We start from the raw sequence: 21,477 nt of genomic DNA, 5'->3' as shown, positions 1-21,477 counted from the left end.
CTCAACTACCAGGTCTAATGTGATTGTATTGTAACAGCTGGTGTTGGTATTGAGCACACCTGCCACTATGGTTTGCGGGTTACTTATATTAGTGTAGGTATTTGGTAATGGGTTGGTTTGAGCGTCTGCATCTGCCTGATTTAGGTAATACGTAACGCTATAGGCTGGATTGCTGCCTGTTATTTCGTTGTTTTTTATGGTTAAATCGATGGCTGTAAAACCGTCTGGTGTGCCGTCGTCGCAAACTTCTAATGGTGTGGGTGCGATGAGGGTTGGAAGTGGGGTAACATTTAAAGAAAGCGTAGTTACCTCATAACAATCCGTATTAAAATCGTTTTCTGCACGTACAAAAATTGTTTGTGGATTACTTGTATTGGTAAAAGGACTGGTTAAAGGAGTTGCTCCGTTTTCGGCATCTAATTGAGATGCATGATAAGAAATTGTAACATCTGTAGCGCCACCCAATAAAATTGGCGTTTGAGAGTCTAAGTTAAATGGTGCAAAGCCATTATTGCTGGCATCATCACAGACATCAAAAGATTGAATTGTGGTTACCATTGGCGTGTTAAAAACTTCCAAATCAAGAGTGGTAACACTATAGCAATCGGTAGCATCAGAATCTACGCGTACATGGATGGTTTGATTGTATGCCATGGTATTTTGAAATGTAGTAGAATTTGCAATCTCTGGTGTACCAGCTTCAGCTTCGGTTTGTAAAATGTAAAAGGAAACTTGTACCGTTTGTGTGTTTCCTGCTATTATTTCAGCTTCAGCTTGTGTTAAGTCAAAAATATCAAAACCCTGATTGTTATCATCGCAACCTTGTAAAGGTGTTGCAATATTAGCAATGGGAGCTCCAACTACTTGCAAGTCCATTGTCGTGTAAGCGACACAGCCTAAATTTGTTTCCACACGAACATAAATAGTTTGATTTGCAGATGTACTATCATAAGGAGAAACCAATGCATCAATTGGATTTCCTGTTTCAGCTTCTATTTGTGTTTCGTAATACGTAACGGTAACATTTGTAGCATTATTTGCAATGGCATCACTTTCGGCATCCAAATTAAAGGGAGCAGAATTCGGATTAGTTCCATTATTACAGGCTAAAAGTGGGTTAGGAGGTATGACGGTTGGTAATGGGTTAACTTGAATGGTTTCGGTTGAATTAATAGCAAGTACGCAGTTAGGAGGTGTGGCACTTGTAGCTGAAATAATTTCTACAGTGGTATTTGTATTTAATGCAGGAATAGTTAATGTAAAATTTCCTGCAGCATCTAAATTTAAGGTTTGATTTGCACCTCCATTAATGGTATAAGAAATAGTGGCATTTGGGTCTCCAGAGAACTGTAATATGCCATCCTCACCTTCACATACTGGTGAATTATTTATTACAGTTGGTGCGGTGATTGAAGATATTGTTACAGTTTCACTGTCTGTTATTGATTGCGTACAGACTACAGCTCCCGAATTATTGAGTACCTGAGCATTTTCTAAGTTAAGTGTTGTGTTAACTGTTGGTGATTGTATTATGGTTGCTACTCCTGTTGCGTCTAATATAATTTGTTGCGTTGCACCTCCATCTATATTATAATTAACAGCAGCATCTGGTGTACCTGTTATGGTGAATGTTACCGAATCTCCATCACATATTGCGTTACTTGAAACCGTTAATGTTGCATCTGGAATAGGTGTAACAATTAAATCGAAGTCTATTAAGGTATAACAATTTGTGCCCGAAGATTTAACTTTAGCATATATGGTTTGCGGGTTTGAAGTATTGGCATAAATACCAGGAAGTTCATTAACATCATCTACTGCATCGGCTAAGCTTTCGTAAAATTCTATAGTATTAATTGGATTAGAATTGATACTGTTTTCTAAACTGCTTAAATCGAATATTGCTATGTTAGGATTACTACTGCATTGTAAAACATCATCAATAGCATTAGCGGTTGGAGGAGAAGGAAAGGCACCAGTACCATTAGTAGCAGTACCAGTCCATTGGATTTCAAATCCGTCGTCACCAAAAAACCTGTCTATAACTATATAATAAGATTCTCCTACATTTACATTAAGCCAAAATACATAACCGTTACCATTAGCGCCTGGGCCAGTTTGAGTTAAAGTAGTACTTCCATTAATACCTGTATGATTGTTTGCTAATCCAGCATCATTAGGATTTGTGGTTGCACATCTAATAGGATTACCCAAGTTACCACAGTTAACATTTGGACCAAATACCCAAAAATCGAAATCTACCATAATATCTGGATTGTCAGGAATTATTTCAAAGCCCAATGTTCCAGCTTGTACAATATTAACTTCTAACCATAAAGAGTTATTTTCACCACCACCGCAAGCAGACACTTCTTGAGTTGCGCCAATACCATTTGCATTAGACATAAAATTACCATTTCCACAAACGGTAATGGCATTTATACAATCGTTAGGTTCTTGCGCATTGGCATGGGAAAATAGTAGTATTAAAAAAACTAAAATTAAGGACTTCTTCATCTGCTTCTTTTGTGGTGAATAAATACTGCGACACCTTTATAAACTCTTAGTTTAATAGTCTAAATGTGCTTAAACATAAAACAATTATAGTTAATAAATTCCTACTATAAATATTAATTTTCTTATAGTAAAACCTTTAAATTTATTTTTTTACAATTAAGAATTCTGAACGTCTGTTTTGTGCATCTTCGTAATCTGTACATTTAGATTTACAATCAATTTTTGGCTCACTACTTCCAACACCTGCTGATGATAACCTGTTTCTGTCTATGCCTTTAGAAATAACATACTGTACAGTTGCTTTGGCACGTTTTTCAGAAAGATTTTTATTGTATGCAGCGCTTCCTTTAGAGTCTGTATGTGACCTAACTAAAATTTCCATGTCCGGATAATCTTTCATTATTCGTACTAATTTATCTAATTCAAGTGCACCTTGTTGTGTGATGTTACTTTTGTTGAATTCAAAATAAATATTTTGAAGTTTTACCTCGGTTTCGGTTATTAATTCATTTACCTCAGCAACAGGTTTTAAAGCTGCATCTACAGTTATTTGAATACCATCAGAATTTTCTACCGGAAAGGAAGCCGTTTCGTATCCATCTTTAGCAACATTAATCGTATAGCTATCGTCGCAGGTAATATTAAAACTGGTTTTTCCATCACGACCTGTTTTTTGCGTGGTGATGATGTTGTTTTCCTGGTCGTAGATTGAAACGACAGCATTAGATAAGTTTGCTTTAGTGTTAGCATCTGTAACTAAAGTAACCGCCTCAAATTGACAAATAGGTATGGCCATATAGATATTATCTACTCCAGATCGATTTGAAGAAAAATAGCCTATTTTTTTTGCGCTGTTAACACTAAAAGAAAAATCATCTCTTTTAGTGTTGATACCGTTTCCCAAGTTTTCGGCTTTTTCGTTGGTAGTAATGGAGTATTTAAAAATATCATAACCTCCAAAACCTGGTCTTCCGCTTGATGCAAAATAAAGTATAGTATCACTAATAAAAGGAAAGCCTTCTTTGCCAGAGGTATTTACGTTTTTTCCTAAATTTTCTGGTTTTCCGTAGTTATTACCATTAATACTAATTTTCCAGATATCTGTATCTCCTATTCCTCCTGGCATGTTAGAAGCGAAGTACAGGGTTTTTCCATCACTGCTTAAACTTGGGTGACTAACTGTATAATCATTGCTGTTAATGGGTAACGCTTGTATGTTTCCCCATTTCCCATCATTTAAAGTTGCTTTATATAAGCCTTGTTGCGCTAATTTTACCTTTTTATTCTTGGTTTTTTTAAACGCACCTTCACTATGCCCATCTCTAGAGAAATACATGATTTTTCCATCTGCACTTATGGTAAGTGGTCCATCGTGGTACACGGTGTTGAGTTCTTTAACTTCTTCAGGTTCAGACAGTGTGCCGTCTGTATTTCTAATAGATTTGTAAATATCAAGATAAGGTTGCTTTGTCCAGTTGTCCTCCTTTTTAGAATTTTCTCTGGTACTTACAAAATATAAAATATTATCGTTAGATAAGACAGCACCAAAATCACTTTGTTTAGCGTCATTAATATTCGTGTTTTCAACATTAAATAATTTCGATTTATCTGCCAATTGAGGTACGTAGTTAGGGTTTTCCATATGGGCGATGGCGCGCTGGTCTTTAGGCATCATTTTAGAAAAGGTATCCATTTGCCTGTTAGCTTCTTCATATTTTCCTTGCGATTTTAAAACTTGCGCATAACGAAAATAAGTTTCAGCATTTTGCTTAGATTTTATGGCTTTCTCGTACCACTTTGCAGCTTCATCTATATTAAAAACATTGTAATAACTTTCGGCTAATTGTTTATACACATAAGCGTTTGCGTCTCTATCATCAACTAATTTTTGATACGCTTCTATAGCGTCCACAAATTGATAAGTTTCAAAAAGTTTATCTGCTTTTTCTGTTTTGCTGTTTTGCCCAAAACTTAGATTAAAGAATAAAAATAAACAAGAAAGGCTAATTATATTTTTCATTTTATTGGTTTTTATTATTTAGAAGAATCTTGGTGATATAGATACTTTTTTAGCTGCATTTAAATCGAATAACAACATTACTTCGTGCGAAGCTGAAGTTGCTGCGTTAAGTTCTGAAGTAACATAATCGTATGCATAACCAATTCTAAGATCAGGAGTTACGGCAAAATTAGCCATTGCTCCAATAGAATCGTCTATACGATAGGTTGCTCCAATCTCGAACTTATCAAAGAAAAGAAAGTTAGCCGAAGCATCCAAAGATGTTGGTGCATTAAATGCAGATTTCATTAAAAATGAAGGTTTAAATTTCGTGTTTTCTGAAAGATTAAATACGTAACCAGCAGAAAGGAAATAATGCAAAACATCTGTTCCGTAGGCAAATTCCTGACCATTATTGGTGACATCTAAATACGTGTTTTTAAGCATATTGGGTACAGAAAATGAGATATAATATTTATCTGTATAATAAAATGCGCCTGTTCCCAGATTTAAATGTGTGTTGTTCGTGTTTTGGCTAAAGGCTTCATCATTTGTATCATTAACAAACCCATTACCTATGTCGCTAAACAGCCCAATGTTTTGAAATGTTGCACCTGCTTTTAGTCCTAAGGCTAAACGATGGGTTCCACCTAAATTTAATGTATATGAAAAATCTGCATATATATTATTTTCTTCTACAGGACCTACTTTATCTGAAACTACCGACAGACCTAAACCAACGTTTTTACCTACAGGACTATGTACCGAAAGTGTAGCTGTTTTTGGGGCGTCGTCAATATTTACCCATTGTGAGCGGTAAAGCAAACCAATAGCTAAATTTTCTTTTGAGCCTGCGTAGGCAGGATTGACAACGTTCATGTTATACATATACTGCGTGTATTGTGGATCTTGTTGTGCATTTACACTCATTAAAATAGTGAGTGCGAAGACTATTGTGAAATATATTTTTTTCATCTTAATGTGCTATAGTATTTCGTTATTGGTTAGTGTGCTCTATTAATATATATCCACCCTGTAACCGAGCTGCTATTTTGTTTTTCTATATTATAGAAATAGGTACCATCTGGTAGATTGTCACCTTTATTAGATTGTCCGTGCCATTGGTTAGTATAATTTCCTTTAAAGGTAAATACCTCACTACCGTATCGATTAAAAATTATAATATTTGTAACTCCAAGACCAGTTAAATCTAAAGTGTCATTTTTACCGTTTCCATCGGGAGAAATACCTTTAGGAATCATTTTTTCAATACATTCTAACTGTTCAGCCACAACTATTTCTGTAATTGAGCATCCTTCAAAATCTACAGTAACAGAAAATTGTAATGGCGCAGAAATATTTAAATTACCCTGTGCATAATTTGTTACGTTAAAGGTTTCTGAATTGTCTCCAACCGTATTCCCATTTGCATCCATCCATGTGTAAGTTGCGTCATTACTATTATAGGAATTATTAAATGGAGATGCCGTTAAAATGTAATCATTATCATTACAAGCTCCTTCAACTAATACTTGAATAGTATCCAAAACGGTAACAGCGAAAGTGCTCATGCTACCTTCTGTACAGGTGTTGGTATCTTCTGTAATTTCATAAGTAACTACGTAATCTCCAACGTTACTTGCTGTTAAATTAATTTCACCATTCATGGCATTAATAGAGAGTCCGTTCTCAGCAGTAAAAGTACCTCCAGTAGTAAATCCGTTTGCTAAATCTGGCGACACATTATTACTATCTGCACAATACACTTCGTTTACATAAGTAAAATCTGTAATTGGCGCTGTGCTTGATGTAATTTCAATTGCCGTTGTAAATGTCCCATCATCCGCACATGCAGTAGTATCTGCATCTACAGTATAAGTAATATCGTGTGTACCTGCTGTTGCAGTCGATAGATTTACCTCTCCAGTGTTTGCATCTACCGTTACTGTTGTAGAACTAAACGTACCACCAGTTGTAAAACCAGCATCTAATGTTGGTGAAGGATTGGTGGTTAGTAATATACAGTAAGGTTGAGTACCATAATTAAACATAGTAACCGGAACAGCGGCTGCTGTAAATTCTATAGTGGCAGTAAATGTACCGGCTGCCAAGCAGTTAGCACTGTCACCATCAAAAGTATATGTAACATCGTGAAGTCCTACTGATGCCGAAGCCATATCAATTTCACCAGTAGTTGCATCAACAGTAATTGTAGATGATGTGTATGTGCCACCAGTTTCAAATCCGTTTACAGCTGTTGGAGTTGGGTTTTGAGTTGCCACGACACATGTATCTGCATAACTAAATGTTAATTCTGGTGTAATCGAGTCGCTTACAATAACTTCTATTTCGGCACGAGGGCCTTCGCAACCAGTATTATCAACATACGCTACGTAGTACGATGTGGTTCCCACTACAGAAGTATCTGGTGTAGGTGCGGTTGCACTACCAGTACCACCTACAGGTTGAGTATGCCAAATTAAGGTATGGGTTCCAGAAGTTGAAGCCGTGAGTGGTTGTGCTGTATCGTTTAGACAATACGTAACAGGTGTTTGTACTGTTGGCACATCTGCGATACCATTATACGTGATATCAATATTATAAGAGCAATAGCGTGTTTGCCAGGTAAATGTGTAAACACCAGGCTGCACGAAATTAGTAATTGATGTTGAATTACTATTAGCATCTGCTATGGTAACCATTCCAGGATTTGTGTCGCTTGCCACCCATGTTCCAGTACCATTGGCCTCTACAGTAGCATTTGCACTATCACAATCTAAAGTAAATGGAGTTGTAATAATTTCGTTATTTGGCAGAAAGTTTACAGCGTCTAAAACATTACCTATGTCATCTCCATCACTGGCTCTAAATATAAATCGTGTAGTATTTTGACCGTTTGGTACCTGGTATTCTCCAGTTACTACCGTCCATGCTTGTGTAGCGCCTAAATGACTATTAACCATAGTGTAAGGGCCACCAGGAGGTCCAGCGAATAATTGAAGGGTATTGCCATCAAAGCGAGCAAGATGAGCAAAACTATAATCGAATAAAGTTATTTCTGAAGTATCAAAATCTCTGTAATAGCCTTTTATATTTGGATCGTTAGGATCTATTGTTGTGCCTTGATCTGACAGCAGTTGAGGCGATTGGCCGCCTTCATAAGGTTCAAAACCAGGAGCATTAAGTGATTCCCAATAGAAAATATTATTAGATGAATCTAAGTTGGAGCGCCATCCAGGAATTGTATTTACTGAGATAATAGTATTTACACCACTTAAACCATTTAAGCTTGGTTCTTCAAAGTTACCGTTAACGGTATCTACAAAACAAAGATCTGTTGGTGTTTTAATACAAACATTAAATAAGTATTCTGTTGCATCTGTGCTATTTAAGGTTAATCTCACTTTATAGTTTTCTCCTATAATTAATTCTGAAGAGTACATAGCAACAATAAGATTATCGTAACTACAGGTTATTTCATCAAGATTTCCTCCACCATTATCTTTATATAAAGTTGTAGTTATTTCCGGATAAGCAGGGTCTCCATTACTATCGCGTAAACTGCCATTAAAATTATTTATCTCTATTATGTGTATTAATGATTGCGCTGTGAAATCGAACCAAACGTCACCACCATTTAATCCATTGCACGACATGGCTTCTGAAGATGTAGTAGCATTGATAAACGAAACTACTGTTCCAGAATCTGTACAGACTTCATTTGTATTAATTGGAATTGTGATAGCATTGGAAATGTCATCGTTTCTAACAAACTCGTAAGGTCCAGACCAATAACTCTTATCATCTGTACCACAAACGGCTCTTACAAAATACTCATAAGTTGCAGCATTTAAATCGCTAAAGTCTGCATCGGTTGGTGTGTATGAATTTGTTGAAACTATGGTTCCAGATTGTGGTATAGTTCCGTTTTGCAATGGTTGTATTGCCACTTCCCACTGTGTTTCACTACCGTTAGCCGTCCATGAAAAAACAGAGGTATTACTTACACTTAAATTTGTTGGTTGCGGACAAGTAACAGTACCACAAAGAGCAGCACCTGTATATACCGTCGTTTTAGGTAATAAACCTGTAGGACTTGAATACACAGTAGCGCCTTGAGAATCAAGGATATCGAATTGGTAATTAGCATATTGAGGTGCAGAGCTACCTAAGGTATCGAAATAAACCGAAAATTCAACACCGTTGCATAATAACACATTAAACGATTCGCTTGTAGTACCATTGAATGGAAGCGATTGTACTACTTGATTGTTTTGAGTAATCTCTAATTCTGAAGAAATACTGGAATCACTTGTTAGTACAAAGGTATATTGACATAAATTATCGAAACTACATTTTGTTGTAACTTCTTCAGGACCTGTCCATTCTCCGTTATTTCCGGAACAGACAGCTCTTACGTAGATGTCGTACATGGTTGAAGCAGTTAAGCCAGTTACTGTAAATGGATTTGTAGTTGCATTATATAAATAACTAGGATCTGTATCTCCCACAGGAGCTGGTGTACCAGCTGGTTGTACAGATATTTCCCAAGCTGTTTCTGCTCCGTTAGCATCCCAAGCAACTTGAACTGCAGTATCTGTAATATTGTTTAATAAAATATTAGTTGGTTCCGGACAATCAGGTATGTCTTCAATATTAACATTATCAATAACCAATGTTTGACCTCTGTAAGGTAAAGTACTTGGAAAAAATGGTACATGAAAAGCAATATTTACATCTCCAGTTATGCCAGCTGGAAGATTAATAATTTTAACTTTATACTCTACATTATTAATTAATACAGGATCGTTATCCGAATCATATAAAACCGTTGTAAATTGATCTAAACCTGTACCATTAGTTGATAATAATACCTCTAAATCTTCAGTAAAAAAGCTGTCGTTAACTCTGTAATAATAACGTAACCTTTGATTGTTTGTAATGGTAATAGTTGGTGAGATTAACCAATCTTCATTCTGTCCATTGGTTCCGGTAAACATAGCAGCAGCTTGATCGCCTTCAAAAGGAAAAGACGCACTGTTAAGTTCCCAGGTTTCACCATCATTATTATCGTTAACTACGCTCCAACAACTTTCGGATGTGGAATCTGTATTAAAAGTTTCTACAAAAGGTGTAGTAAATGGCGAACATAGGGTAGAAAAAGTAACTGGTCCAACCCACTCACTATCATCTGTGCCGCAATTAGCCATAATATAAAATTCGTATTCTGTATCTGGAGATAATCCAGTAGCCGAATAATTAGTAGCTGTTACAGGAACTCCTGTTCCTGTAGGAATTCCTGAACCTACAGGTTGCACCATAACACTCCAGTTTGTTTCAGTATATCCAGCTGTCCAAGACAGATCTGCACCATCTGTAAAAGTAGTGTCTACTGTTAAATTTGATGGATTAGGACATGCAGGAGCATCGGTTATGCTAACATCGTCTAAACTAAGTACAGACCAACCACCTGTAAATTCTGGCGGTACTCTAAATGCTATATAAATGGTACCTGTTGCCTGTATTATTATAGATTTTTCTAAATAACTTGAATTTGTAAATATTTCCAGTGGAGAAATTACAGAAAAGCTTGAAGGGTTTGTATCTGTTGTAGACATTAACACTTCCAATCCAAATCGTGGAGGGCCAGTAAAAAATGAAAAATCTGCTCTGTATTTGTACTTTAACTCCTTTACGCCATCTACATTTATGGCTGGTGAAATTAAATAATCATCAAAACCAGACGGTGGAGAAAAAGCCGATGTTTGTAAAAGCGCATGATCTTCGTCTATTGTCCAAGTAGCATTATCGTTATTAGCGTCGTTTATTTCCCAACAAAATTTTTGTGTGTTCGCGTCGTCGTCATTAAAACTTTCAAAAAATGGAGAATCGTAAGGTTCACATAAGGTTGTAAAGAATACTGGACCAACCCATTCGCTTTGGTCGTTGGCAGCACAATAAGCTCTAACATAAAATTCGTATCTGTTTCCAGAATTTAAACCACTTGCTATATAAGGAAAATTTGAAGATACTAATGTGCCACTTCCAGTTGGAATACCTGTGCCTTCGTCTTGGATAGCCACTTCCCATTGCGTTTCGCTGTCGCCTGCAGTCCATAATAACCATGCAGAATCTGTTGTAATACTTGACTCAAGTACAAATGGATTTAAAGGATTTGGACAAGTTGGCTTGTCTTCAATATAAACATCATCAATAGAAAGCCTTAGTGCAGTTTCAGTTGTGTTAGGCTCGACTATAAAAGCTATATTAACCTGACCACTAATAGCTGGTGGAATATCCACTATAATTTCTTGAAAGGTGGTATTATTAATTGAGGTTGTTGGTAGAACTACAGTTGTAAAATTATCTGGACCAACTCCCGTTGTAGACAGTCTAACAGAATATGTTGAAATACCTTGTGTGGTTCTATGCTTGTAGCGTAATCTTTTTTGTGTTACACCATCGAAATTAATTTGCGGAGAAGCATAAAAATCGTTGCTTATACCATTCACATTATTAATTCGAGTTAATAAAGTTGCATAACCACCAATAAATGCCCATGAAATACCATCGTTATTAGCATCTAAGGTTGTCCAGCAAGGCTCTGGAGTTGCGTTGGTTGCCGAAGCAAAATCTGTAAAATATGGTGTGTCGAATGCAAGACATTGCGTGGTGAAAGTTGAAGGATCACTCCAGATTCCAGGCGTTCCACTACATACAGCTCTTACGTAAAAATCGTAAGTTGTTGCAGGAGCTAATCCTGTATTAATAAGGTTATCGGTATTTGTACTTGTAGGTGTTCCACTACCTGTAGGTTCACCAGATCCTGTTGGTACTACTGCATATTCCCAAGAATCTGCAAAACCGCCAATATTATCCCAAGTATAGCTAACACTATTGTCTGTTAAATCATTATAAATTATATCACCAGGAGGCGCACAGGTAGGGCTTTCTATCTCTAAAGAAAAACAGATGCCTGCTGTAGTTGAAAGCTCTGATGAAACAACGATAATGTAAGTTTGTCCGCCAGTAACCAAGAAATTAGGAATAATTTGTTGGGTGTTGTTAGTATCTGTCGTTACTCCAGCCTCACAGTTAACTCCAACGCTCGCACAGCTATCGTAAATAAAGAGTGAACTTCTATTATTAAAACAATTATCTGTACCACCACCATTTTCAACATTTACAGTTTGAGTTAAAGTAAGTAAACCGTCTTGAGTTGGTGTATAGCTTAAAAATATTTTGTTTCCGTTAAGGTAATTAGTACTGGTTGTACCTGGAACACAGTTACTGCCTTGTGTTGTGTAAGTAACATCTGGATTTTCCCAGTTATCCAAATTATCGACTAAAATATATGGTGTCGTTGAAATATCTGGAATAGGTATTGGAGCATCACAAGAGAGTCCAAATTTTAATGTACTAAAGGTGTATGGTCCTGTAAAAGCACTTTGGGTGTTATTATCACAAATTGCAGAAAGATAGATATCAAAATCGGTGTCTTCATCTAAATTGGATAATGTGTAAGTTGTACCACTTACAGGAATACCACTGGTTGCAGGAACTCCTCCCTGAGGTAAAACCTGTATTTCGAAATTTGTTGCTGTAGGATGAGTCCACGTTACTTGTGCGCCTTCTACGGTTATAGCATCGATAGTTACATCATTATCATCGATTTCTATACAGCCTTCTAAAATAGAGACATCGTCTACAAACCACTCATCACCAGTAGGTGTTGCTCCCGTTTGTGTATTAATGGCGACAAAAGCGATATACACGTTTAATCCTGCAGGAATAGAAGTTGGTATTTCTATAATTTTTTCTTCGTATGTTGTTTGAGACCCATTATTTAAATTGGTTTCATTATAAGCTTGTAAAACAGTTGTAAAAGCGGTAATATCAGGTTGTGTAGCAGTAGAAATTCTTATTTCATATTGCGAGCCATTATCCGTATCACTCCCTTGTTTTGTAAAGAAGTGAATTTCTCCATTATCTGGCACAGCAAATTGCGGTGTAACTAAAAAATATTGACCAGTATTACCAGCGCCTATATTATCTGCACTTGGGTCTATGGATGCACCATTTGTGCCTAAGTATCCATCTGTGGTAGATGACCAATCTATATTGGCTGATATGTTACCAAATACTGTCCATGTACTTGGAATACCACTATTAAAATCTTCAGATACTTGAGAAAAACTTTTTCCAGAAAAAAGCAGAACATATAAGAGTATAAAAGCGAATTTAATGTTTGCTTTTACTAAATTATTATTCAATACTTTGGTATTAGACTTTGAGATAGTACCCAACGAAATAGATTGAAGGATTGCTACAGCGGTTTGTAACTTTGTTTTCATATTGTGATATTTTCTGTTAGATTAGATTTAACATTATAAATATACAAAAAGAAGTACCCTATATAAAGACAATGTCTTTGATAATTACTGAAATTTGAAAGGCGGATTACGCTGGTAAGTAATTGGTTTTTACCAGGTTAAGTGTTTCCGATTAAGGATTTAAACTTACGGATTAGGTTTTTGGTTTTGAATGATTTTAATCTCGTTTTTTAGTGATTTGATTGTTTTTTTATTTTTTCTTTCTATAAAAAACACAACTAAAACAATTATAATAATTACAATAAAGAACCATTTAAGCCTATTATTAAATTGCTTTTCTATGTGCCTTATTTCTTTGTCAACATTGTTGGTATTATCAGCAAGGGAATCATCTATCGAATACCGTTCGGAGGTTTTTATTTTAAGCTCTGTAATAGAATATAGATTGTAATATTTTTGATAGTCTTCCCATTGGTTTAGTGCCAAATGGTTTTCGAATAACTCGACATACAAACTTGAATTTAAAACTAAATCTCCAACTTTTTCAGATTGTTTTAATGCGGTTTCTAATAAGTTGATGGCTTGTTGATGTTTTTCTTCTTCTTTATAAACAGCAGCCAGTCCCTTTTTAGCAAAGGCAATTAAACTGTTAGCTTTTTCTAATTTTGCGTGTGATAGAGATTTGTTAAAGCTGTTTTTGGCTTTTTCATATTCTAAAAGTTGTATGTAGCAATTACCTTTATTATAATAAGCGATGCTTAAATTTGTATTAACCTCTATGTTTTTTAGTTTTAAATACTCTGCTATACCTTTATCGAAAAACTCTAAGGCAATGTCGCAATTTAAATTATCCTTATAAATAAAGCCTTTTACAGTATAACTGTTTGCCAAGTATTTGCCTACAGAATTTCGAATAGGATACACTAATGCTGCTTGCTCTGTTTTTTCAAGATATTCTATAGATTTGTCGAATATGCGTAGTTGTTGATATAAAATTCCAATTCTAAATAAAATCTCTGTTTGTAAAACTTTATCGTCAAGGTTTTTAGATAATTCATCGGCTTTTAAAATGTATTCTAAAGCTTTTTGGTAATTACGTTTCGAGGTGTGTGCTAAAGACAACAACATTAATGCTTTTGTTCTTGTTTTAAGCGTATAACTGCTGTCTTCAAAAACCTTTTGCCCTATTGCTATAGATTCATCTGGGTTTTCATATACCCTAACCATGCTGGCAGATAAAACACTATCAATTTGTTGTGTGTTTATCTCTTGCTTAAAGGCATTGGCAGTTGTTTGCAGACCAAAGAATAAAATTATTAAATAGTAAAAATGCTTCATTAGGAATTAACTATTTTTTTTAAATTTATTTTTTTTCTGTCTTCTTGAATTAGTTTTATAAAAGTTACAGGAGACATGCCAACAATACTTTTAAAAACTGTAGCAAAACTGCTATGCGAAGAATAACCACTTTCTTCGGCTAAAAAACTAATTTTATAATTAATATAATTAGCATCGTTTTGTAATTTATCTATAATGTAGTTTATACGTAGTTTATTAATGAAGGTGTTAAAATTATCATCGTAGTGTTTATTTATAACACCAGATAAATATTTTGTATTTGTTTCAAATTGTCCTGCCAAAACGGCTAAAGACATATCTTTGTTTAAGAATTTTTTTGTGGTTTCAAATTTTTTCAATTTAACTAAAATGGCCTGTTCTGTTTCTTCTGGAATTACAATGCCTTTAGGTTTCGGTTTTTTGGTGGGTTTAGCATTAAGATAGTTACTTCTACTAACTTTTAAATAATTAATAATCTCTCTAAGTCTTTTTTTTCTGCTTTCGCTTTTTATTATAAAATAAACACCAATAATTACAATTAATAAAATAGAGGCCAATAAAAAATAGAGGTATTTATTATGTAACTGCTTTTCATTGTTAATTAATTGCTTTTCTTGTTTCGATAAAATATTGTAGAGCGTATTTACAGCCTCTTGTTCATTTAATTTAACTTGATTATTTAAAGTTAGAAATCTATCGTTATATATTTTATGTTGTATTTTTTTATTAGTGGCTAAATAATTTATAGCCAACTCATTATTAATTTCCATTAATAAAATGGGATTATTTATAATTTCTGCAAATTTTGAAGCAATAAAAAGTGTTTCTTCAGATTTTGAAAATTCTTTTTTTTGAAGAAATAAATGGCCTAATTCTTTATAAATAATGGCTTTTTGGTACAAATTAGTTATTTGTGCCGAATCGATCATTTTAAGGGTTTTGTCGATATATACGGCTGCGGAATCATATTTAGCTAAATTGCTATAAGCCCTTTCTTTTGCCAGGAATAAACTTTGTTTCTCGGTAACGTTGTTTTCTAAAAATAATTTATATGTATTTGCGACACTATCAATCTTTAATAAGGCTTCTTGGTCTTCAAGTCTGTTAATTTGTCGGTTAATTTGTTCTAAAAAAATGAGACATTGTAAGGAATCTTTCTCAATACCCTTATAAGAGAGGTTTTTAGTTAAAGTGGTTGCTGTTTTTAAGTATTTTTGAGATTGTTTATCTAAATAAACTTTTCTTAAAAGTTTAGCCCTTATAATATTGAGTTCAATTAGTGTTTTGTCGCTTACTTTGTTAAAAAGGTTATCATCGTAAAAAGCATATTTCATGGCTTCATTAAAGTCACCTTTTACTAAATAACTTTTTGCAATTAGAAGATTAGTCACCGCTTTTGCCTGATCGTCTTGACTTGTTTTAAGAATGTGTTTGGTTATTTTAAGTGCTTCGTCCGGATTAGAGTAAACCAGTTCTTGTGCTTTTAAAATCAGGTCATTTTGCTGCGCAAAAGAACAAGTAATAAACAAAAAAAATGCCCAAAATTTCAGTACCGAAATAATTTTATTACAATAGGAGTTAGGGTATTTCATTGTTTATAAATCATTAAATCTTGTTTAAATAGCTATTATTAAAAACAAGATTATGTTCTGTAAATTAAGCTATTTAGATATAAGAGATAGTAAATATAATAAACTTTGTATAAGAATTTATAGCAATGGAAACTCTAATTTCAATTCTACTTTGTGTTTTAAATATAAAAATAAAGGTCTAATAAATTGGTTTGCAGAAACAAAGAGGAATAATGAAGTGATGATTTTGGTTTAGAATTAGTGACAAAAAGAATATTTTTATAAAGAAAAAAGGACAACATTTTCATGTTGCCCTTTTAATAGCTAATAATCGAATCTAAAAATTATCGTTTAATTACCTTAAAGGTTTTTTGAGAATTATTAATCGTAACAGAAACAAAGTAAATACCCTTGTTTAAGTTATTCATATTTAAAGTAGTTTCAGAGTTATCTGGTGATAAATTTTTAACTTCTTGGCCCATTACATTAAAAACACTAATAGTTGAAATAGTATTTTTTGCTTTAATATTTAAAATATTTGCTACTGGGTTAGGGTAGAAGCTAAACGTTTCAAAATCTTGAGATTCTACACTTAACGATGGATCTGGATAAGCAAATAAAGTAAACTCTGCAGCACCACTTGCGAATACCATAATTAAATAAGTATTTCCTGCAACTAATTCTCCAGTTTTATCCGCAGAGTTAAAACAACTGGTTCCAAACATAGGAACTTCTGGAGCTGTTGCTGTACTACTACAATCGTCTGTATTATACACTTTATAGTAACTTGTGCCACTGTCTCTTGTATAATCAAAATTGTAAATACCAGTGTATTGTGGTGTAAAACTAAACCATACAGATTCGTTACTTGAACTTGCACAACCCTCTGGAGAATAATATGCCACATCTGTAACGTTTATATTTCCTGATATTGAATTGGTACCATTCATGTCTGGTGATTCCAATAATACATCAGGTGAAGAACAATCGCTATTTGAAACAGCATCTGGTAATCTGGTTACATCCAAATCGAAAGTAATACCAGGGTTTGTTAAGCTCGATTGCACCATTACATAGTAAGTAGAGCCACTTGTTAAGTTTACAATTGTATTTGAAGAAGTACATGATGGAATTAAAGCTGTCAATGCGCCACAAGACCCTTCGTATACAGAATGACTTATTGATCCTGTTTGACCTGTAGGGTTTTTAGCAATTGAAAACTCGTAAACACCAGTTACAGTTGGGTTTAATACGTACCAGACATCGCCAAAATTAGATGTTTCACAAGAATTATCAAGCGATAAAGAAGCTCCAGCTGTAGTACCAGAAACTAATTCTGTACCAGCCACAGCTGTAGGTACTGTTAAGGTATCTGCGTTTAAGCATTCGTCGTTTGCAGGTGCTGTAGGAGCAACTTTTAAACAAATATCATAATTTTGAGCATACTCTCCATTTAACCTTGTATTGTTACGAATATAGTAGGTGTTGCCAATAGTTAAATTACTAAGCGTTACATAGTTTGAAGTCCAACAATCGATACTAGTAAGCGCTCCACAGCTACCTTCAAGTAATTGTGTAGCTTGTATTGTACCTCCTCCATTATATCCAGGAGTCGAAACAATATTTAAATACTCTAAAATTATTGTTTCAGCAGATGCTACAAAGCTAAACCAAACATCATTGGTATTGTTATTTGCATCAGCACAAGTATCTGGATCTGTAGTAGATTCTGTTGCACCAGCATTAGTAGCACTTGTAAATAAAGTACAAGAGCCATCGGTATTTATAGAACTTGATAAATCTATTGGAGCTCCACATTCGTCGTTAGTTGGAGGGCAATAAAAATATGCCGAGTCTAAGAAAGAGCAAGATCCATCTTGATCGTTAGTTAATGTAAAATTAACTAATGTACCGCTTGCGTAAGGTCCAGCAGTAACAATTCCGGTTGAAGTAATATTGGTAATGTCTGCAGAAGTAGCATCATCGTCCGACAAAGTTAATGAAGTTGCACTACCTAAATAAGAGATATCCACATCTACAAAAAACTGATCGTTACCACAGTCTGCCACAGGTGTTAAAGTGTCTATTGTTGGATTAATACAGCTATTTTGTGTGATGATTAAATCGTAAGTATAAGTTCTTGTATTTCCAGAATTACTTAAAACGATGAAATAGGTGTTTCCTGCTAATAAAACGACTTCCGATAAATTTAGAGAACCTCCACTATTAAATGTGCCAACATAAGCCACACATTCGGTTGCTGCATCTGGGCAAGCGTCCACTACATGAATACTCGGACCATTGTTAGAAATATTAGCTAAATCAATATTTATAGATACATCGGTTGTTGGTGTCACTTCATAGAACACATCTTTACCATTCATGTATGTGTTACTACATGGACTTGAGTCGATATTGTCTTCAAAATTATTTGTATCGTTTTGGTTTATATACGGAAAAGAAGAAATAACTAATGGGCTCGAACACGTAGCACCAGGTATAGGTTCTAATCTTGTAGTGAAACTTTCTTCTATGCAACCTGTTGCATTACCCACACCATTAAAAGGAACTATATTTACATAGTATAATGTGTTATATGATAGCCCTGTTAAAGGGTAGCTTGTTTCAGTAGTTGTAGCTGCATTAACAATCTCTGTTCCACCCATTGTAGTACCTACGGATACTGTATAACCAGTTGGTAAACCTGTAGCAGCTTGCCAGGTTAAATTAGTATCTGTATCTGCATCTGTAGAACCATTTGCAGGAGATATTAAAGTAGAATCACAGTTTGGAACTGTTGTAGCCACTTGAGAAAAAGATACGTTGTCGACTAAAACAAGTAGTCTAAAACCGCTTACATTAACAACATCTGAAACAAATCGTGCTTGAAAATCACTGCCGTTAGCAATGGTGCCTACACTAATTTCTGCGCTATCCTGGCAAGTATTTGTGTCAACAAAAGTGTAGTTAGAATCGTCTATTGTAGTAATGTTAGTCCAGGTTGCACCTCCATCTGTCGAGTATTCCAATACCAAACTTCCCCAATTTGATGCTGGACCAGTAAATGTTTGTGGTGGAAATTGACTAACCTGTTCGAATATATTATAAGAAAAGCTAACGGTTAAATTGGTACCGTTCGATATTCCTGTATAATTGGGCGTTGTTATTGAGTCTGTATCACCAGCTTCAGCGTAAGCGAAAATACTTCTTCCTGATCCTCCACAAGCAAAGTTGGTAGTTGCTGCCATATTGTTACCTGTCCATCCAGCAGGAACCTGATTGTTGGGAGTGCTATCGAAATCTTCGATAATCTCGATTTGGGAGAATGCGGTCATGCTAATTAGCATGGTAAGAAAAATTGTAATTTTTTTCATTGGTTTAAATGTTTTAATTAATTAAAAATCTGTGAGTTTTAAATCACATTTAAATTGTAAATTTTTATTAAATATAGATACAAGTATTCAATATATAAAGAAGAAGCCTTTAATATTTACTGAAATTCGAAAGGTTTTTAATGGCGTTAAATATTTGATAATCAATAAGTTAATTAGAAAATTAATTTTTAAAATTCTGTTTTGTTATTTGCCATTTCTATAGTAAGATTTAAGGGTGCAAAGTAAATTATCGAAAGTAAATAACCATTTTTAGTAGGTGTATTTTTAACAAAGCATAGTCGGTTGTCTTGAAGTAAGTATGGCTTATAATAATTTAATAGATGTTAAGTCTTTGATTTTTTTTACTAATTAAAATACCACCCACTTTCGCTTAAATGAAGCATAAAAAAACCCGAAACTTTCGTTTCGGGTTTTTTTTGCGGAGAATGAGGGATTCGAACCCCCGGAGGTGTGACCCTCAACAGTTTTCAAGACTGCCGCATTCGACCACTCTGCCAATTCTCCTTGAGTGCCTTATCAAGCTATTTGCCTGAATGCGGCTGCAAATATAGTGTCCTTTTTCATTCTTATCAAATAAAAAATAGGATTTTTTTAAAAATTTAGCCCAAAATAGAAATAGGTTTCATTTGTGCGTTGACAGCCACAAACTTAAAGTAGCCTGTAACAGTTAATTCCCTTTTATAACTATACATGTTTTCCATAAAAATATCCACTTTTACAGTACAACTTGTATTTCCAACTTTGTAAATGCGCGCAATAAGTTCTACAATAGAGCCTTCTGGTATGGGTTTTTCAAAATCAATTTTATCAGTAGAAATTGTTACCACTTTTTTTCGGCTAAAACGTGTGGCACAAATAAATGATGCTTCGTCCATCATGTGTAGTGCTGTACCACCAAAAAGGGTATTATAATGGTTTGTTGTATTAGGAAATATGGCTTTAAAAATTCTGGTTTCAGAGTTGTTTATTAATTCTTCGATAGTTTTCATTGAAATGGTTGTATCATTAAAATTTATTACACTTCTTAGTATTTATAGCGAATGTAATTCTATTTTTGCAAAACCATTAAACTCGCTATGAATATTATAGATTCTTTAAAATGGCGTTATGCCGTGAAAAAATTTGATACCAATAAAAAAGTGTCGGAAGTTAAGCTTAATATCCTACTTTCTGCTTTTAATTTAACAGCAACTTCTTATGGTTTACAACCTGTTAAATTGGTGGTTTTAAGTGATACTGAAAAACAAAACATGTTGGTTGAGCATTCTATGGAACAAGAGCAGATTGCTCAAGCGTCTCATATCTTGATTTTGTGTGTCGACACCACGATTAATACAAGTTATATAAAGTCTTATTTTAATCTTGTAAAATCTGTAAGACATACTCCTGATGCAATATTAGACCCTTTTAAAAATTTCTTGATTGAAGATTTTGAAAACAGATCTCATGAAGAGAAGATGGCATGGGCTAAAAACCAAGCATATTTAATTATGGGTAACCTTTTAACGGTGTGTGCTGTAGAAGGTATAGACGCTTGCCCAATGGAAGGGTTTATTCCGGAGAAATACGATGAGCTATTAGATTTAAAAACTAAAGGATTACAATCTGTTTTAGTTTTACCTATAGGATACAGGGCTGAAGATGATTTTATGGCCGAACTTAAAAAAGTACGTAAAGAACTAAAAGACAGTGTTATAGTATTGTAATACAATAAGTTGGCAAGATTATTGTTATATAATAAATTTTTTATATTATTGTAAAGCTTAAAGTCCTGTTTTATTATGAAAAACCTATTTTTATTACTTTTCCTGTGTGTTTCAATACAAGGATTCTCTCAAGACGAAGATTTTTCGAACCTTAACTGGTTAACCGACTTTGAAGAGGCTAAAAGAGTTTCTGAAAGTTCGAAAAAACCAATATTAATTTATTTTACAGGAAGCGATTGGTGTGGACCATGCAAAATGTTGAAGAAAGACTTTTTTAATACTGAAGCTTTTGAAGAAAAATCTGATAATTTTGTTCTGTTAATGGTAGATATGCCAAGACGATTAGATATAATTACACCAGAGCAAAAGAAGAAAAATAAAGCATTAGTTAAAAAGTATAACCAAAAAGGAGGTTACCCTAATTTAGTAGCATTAAGTTCTAATTTAAATGTTATAGGCGAATTATCTGGCTATACGTTTTTAAGAGAAACAGACAGGCATTTTGCTTTTGTAGATGGATTAATCCAAAAATTTTAGAGTTCATAGACTCTTAAAAAGCCTCTTAAACTTTGGTTTGAGAGGCTTTTTTTTTCACTTAAATTCAACTATTTTTGACCG

The 21,477-nt window shown here is 34.3% G+C and carries 9 protein-coding genes, 1 tRNA gene and 1 pseudogene; 2 read left to right on the top strand and 9 right to left on the bottom strand.

Going from position 1 to position 21,477, the window contains the following annotated elements; all coding sequences use genetic code 11:
• From ACVC43_RS11340 to ACVC43_RS11300, 9 genes and pseudogenes are all read right to left on the bottom strand, one after another.
• A pseudogene (locus tag ACVC43_RS11340) lies at nt 1-2,517 on the bottom strand (hypothetical protein); the annotation flags it as partial.
• 142 nt (nt 2,518-2,659) lie between these two features.
• Nucleotides 2,660-4,537, bottom strand: coding sequence for an OmpA family protein (locus tag ACVC43_RS11335; protein ID WP_452224638.1), 1,878 nt, complete (start codon nt 4,535-4,537; stop codon nt 2,660-2,662).
• 18 nt (nt 4,538-4,555) lie between these two features.
• Nucleotides 4,556-5,491 carry a PorP/SprF family type IX secretion system membrane protein gene (locus ACVC43_RS11330; protein WP_452224637.1) on the bottom strand — a complete coding sequence of 312 codons (936 nt, stop codon included), beginning with the start codon at nt 5,489-5,491 and terminating at the stop codon, nt 4,556-4,558.
• Between the two features lie 29 nt (nt 5,492-5,520).
• Nucleotides 5,521-12,870 (bottom strand): choice-of-anchor J domain-containing protein, encoded by a 7,350-nt coding sequence (locus ACVC43_RS11325; RefSeq protein WP_452224636.1) that lies wholly within the window; start codon nt 12,868-12,870, stop codon nt 5,521-5,523.
• Between the two features lie 165 nt (nt 12,871-13,035).
• The gene (locus ACVC43_RS11320; RefSeq protein ID WP_452224635.1) at nt 13,036-14,187 is read right to left on the bottom strand and encodes a tetratricopeptide repeat protein; all 1,152 of its coding nucleotides are present in this window, start codon (nt 14,185-14,187) and stop codon (nt 13,036-13,038) included.
• Nucleotides 14,187-15,779, bottom strand: coding sequence for a helix-turn-helix domain-containing protein (locus ACVC43_RS11315; RefSeq protein ID WP_452224634.1), 1,593 nt, complete (start codon nt 15,777-15,779; stop codon nt 14,187-14,189). Before ACVC43_RS11315 ends, ACVC43_RS11320 begins: the two co-directional genes overlap by 1 nt.
• A gap of 323 nt (nt 15,780-16,102) precedes the next feature.
• On the bottom strand, nt 16,103-19,132 hold the full coding sequence (locus ACVC43_RS11310; protein WP_452224633.1) for a T9SS type A sorting domain-containing protein: 3,030 nt from the start codon (nt 19,130-19,132) through the stop codon (nt 16,103-16,105).
• Between the two features lie 440 nt (nt 19,133-19,572).
• Nucleotides 19,573-19,657 (bottom strand) — tRNA-Ser (locus ACVC43_RS11305).
• 95 nt (nt 19,658-19,752) lie between these two features.
• The gene (locus ACVC43_RS11300) at nt 19,753-20,142 is read right to left on the bottom strand and encodes an acyl-CoA thioesterase (protein ID WP_452224632.1); all 390 of its coding nucleotides are present in this window, start codon (nt 20,140-20,142) and stop codon (nt 19,753-19,755) included.
• 87 nt (nt 20,143-20,229) lie between these two features.
• Here ACVC43_RS11300 and ACVC43_RS11295 point away from each other — a divergent pair, with 87 nt between their 5' ends.
• On the top strand, nt 20,230-20,859 hold the full coding sequence (locus ACVC43_RS11295) for an NAD(P)H-dependent oxidoreductase (RefSeq protein WP_452224631.1): 630 nt from the start codon (nt 20,230-20,232) through the stop codon (nt 20,857-20,859).
• Between the two features lie 75 nt (nt 20,860-20,934).
• Nucleotides 20,935-21,396: a thioredoxin family protein gene (locus ACVC43_RS11290; RefSeq protein WP_452224630.1), complete on the top strand. Its 462-nt coding sequence runs from the start codon at nt 20,935-20,937 to the stop codon at nt 21,394-21,396.
• The last annotated feature ends 81 nt before the right edge of the window (nt 21,397-21,477 follow it).

The organism is Lacinutrix chionoecetis (assembly GCF_053604665.1).
This window is presented reverse-complemented; position numbering and strand designations above follow the sequence as displayed.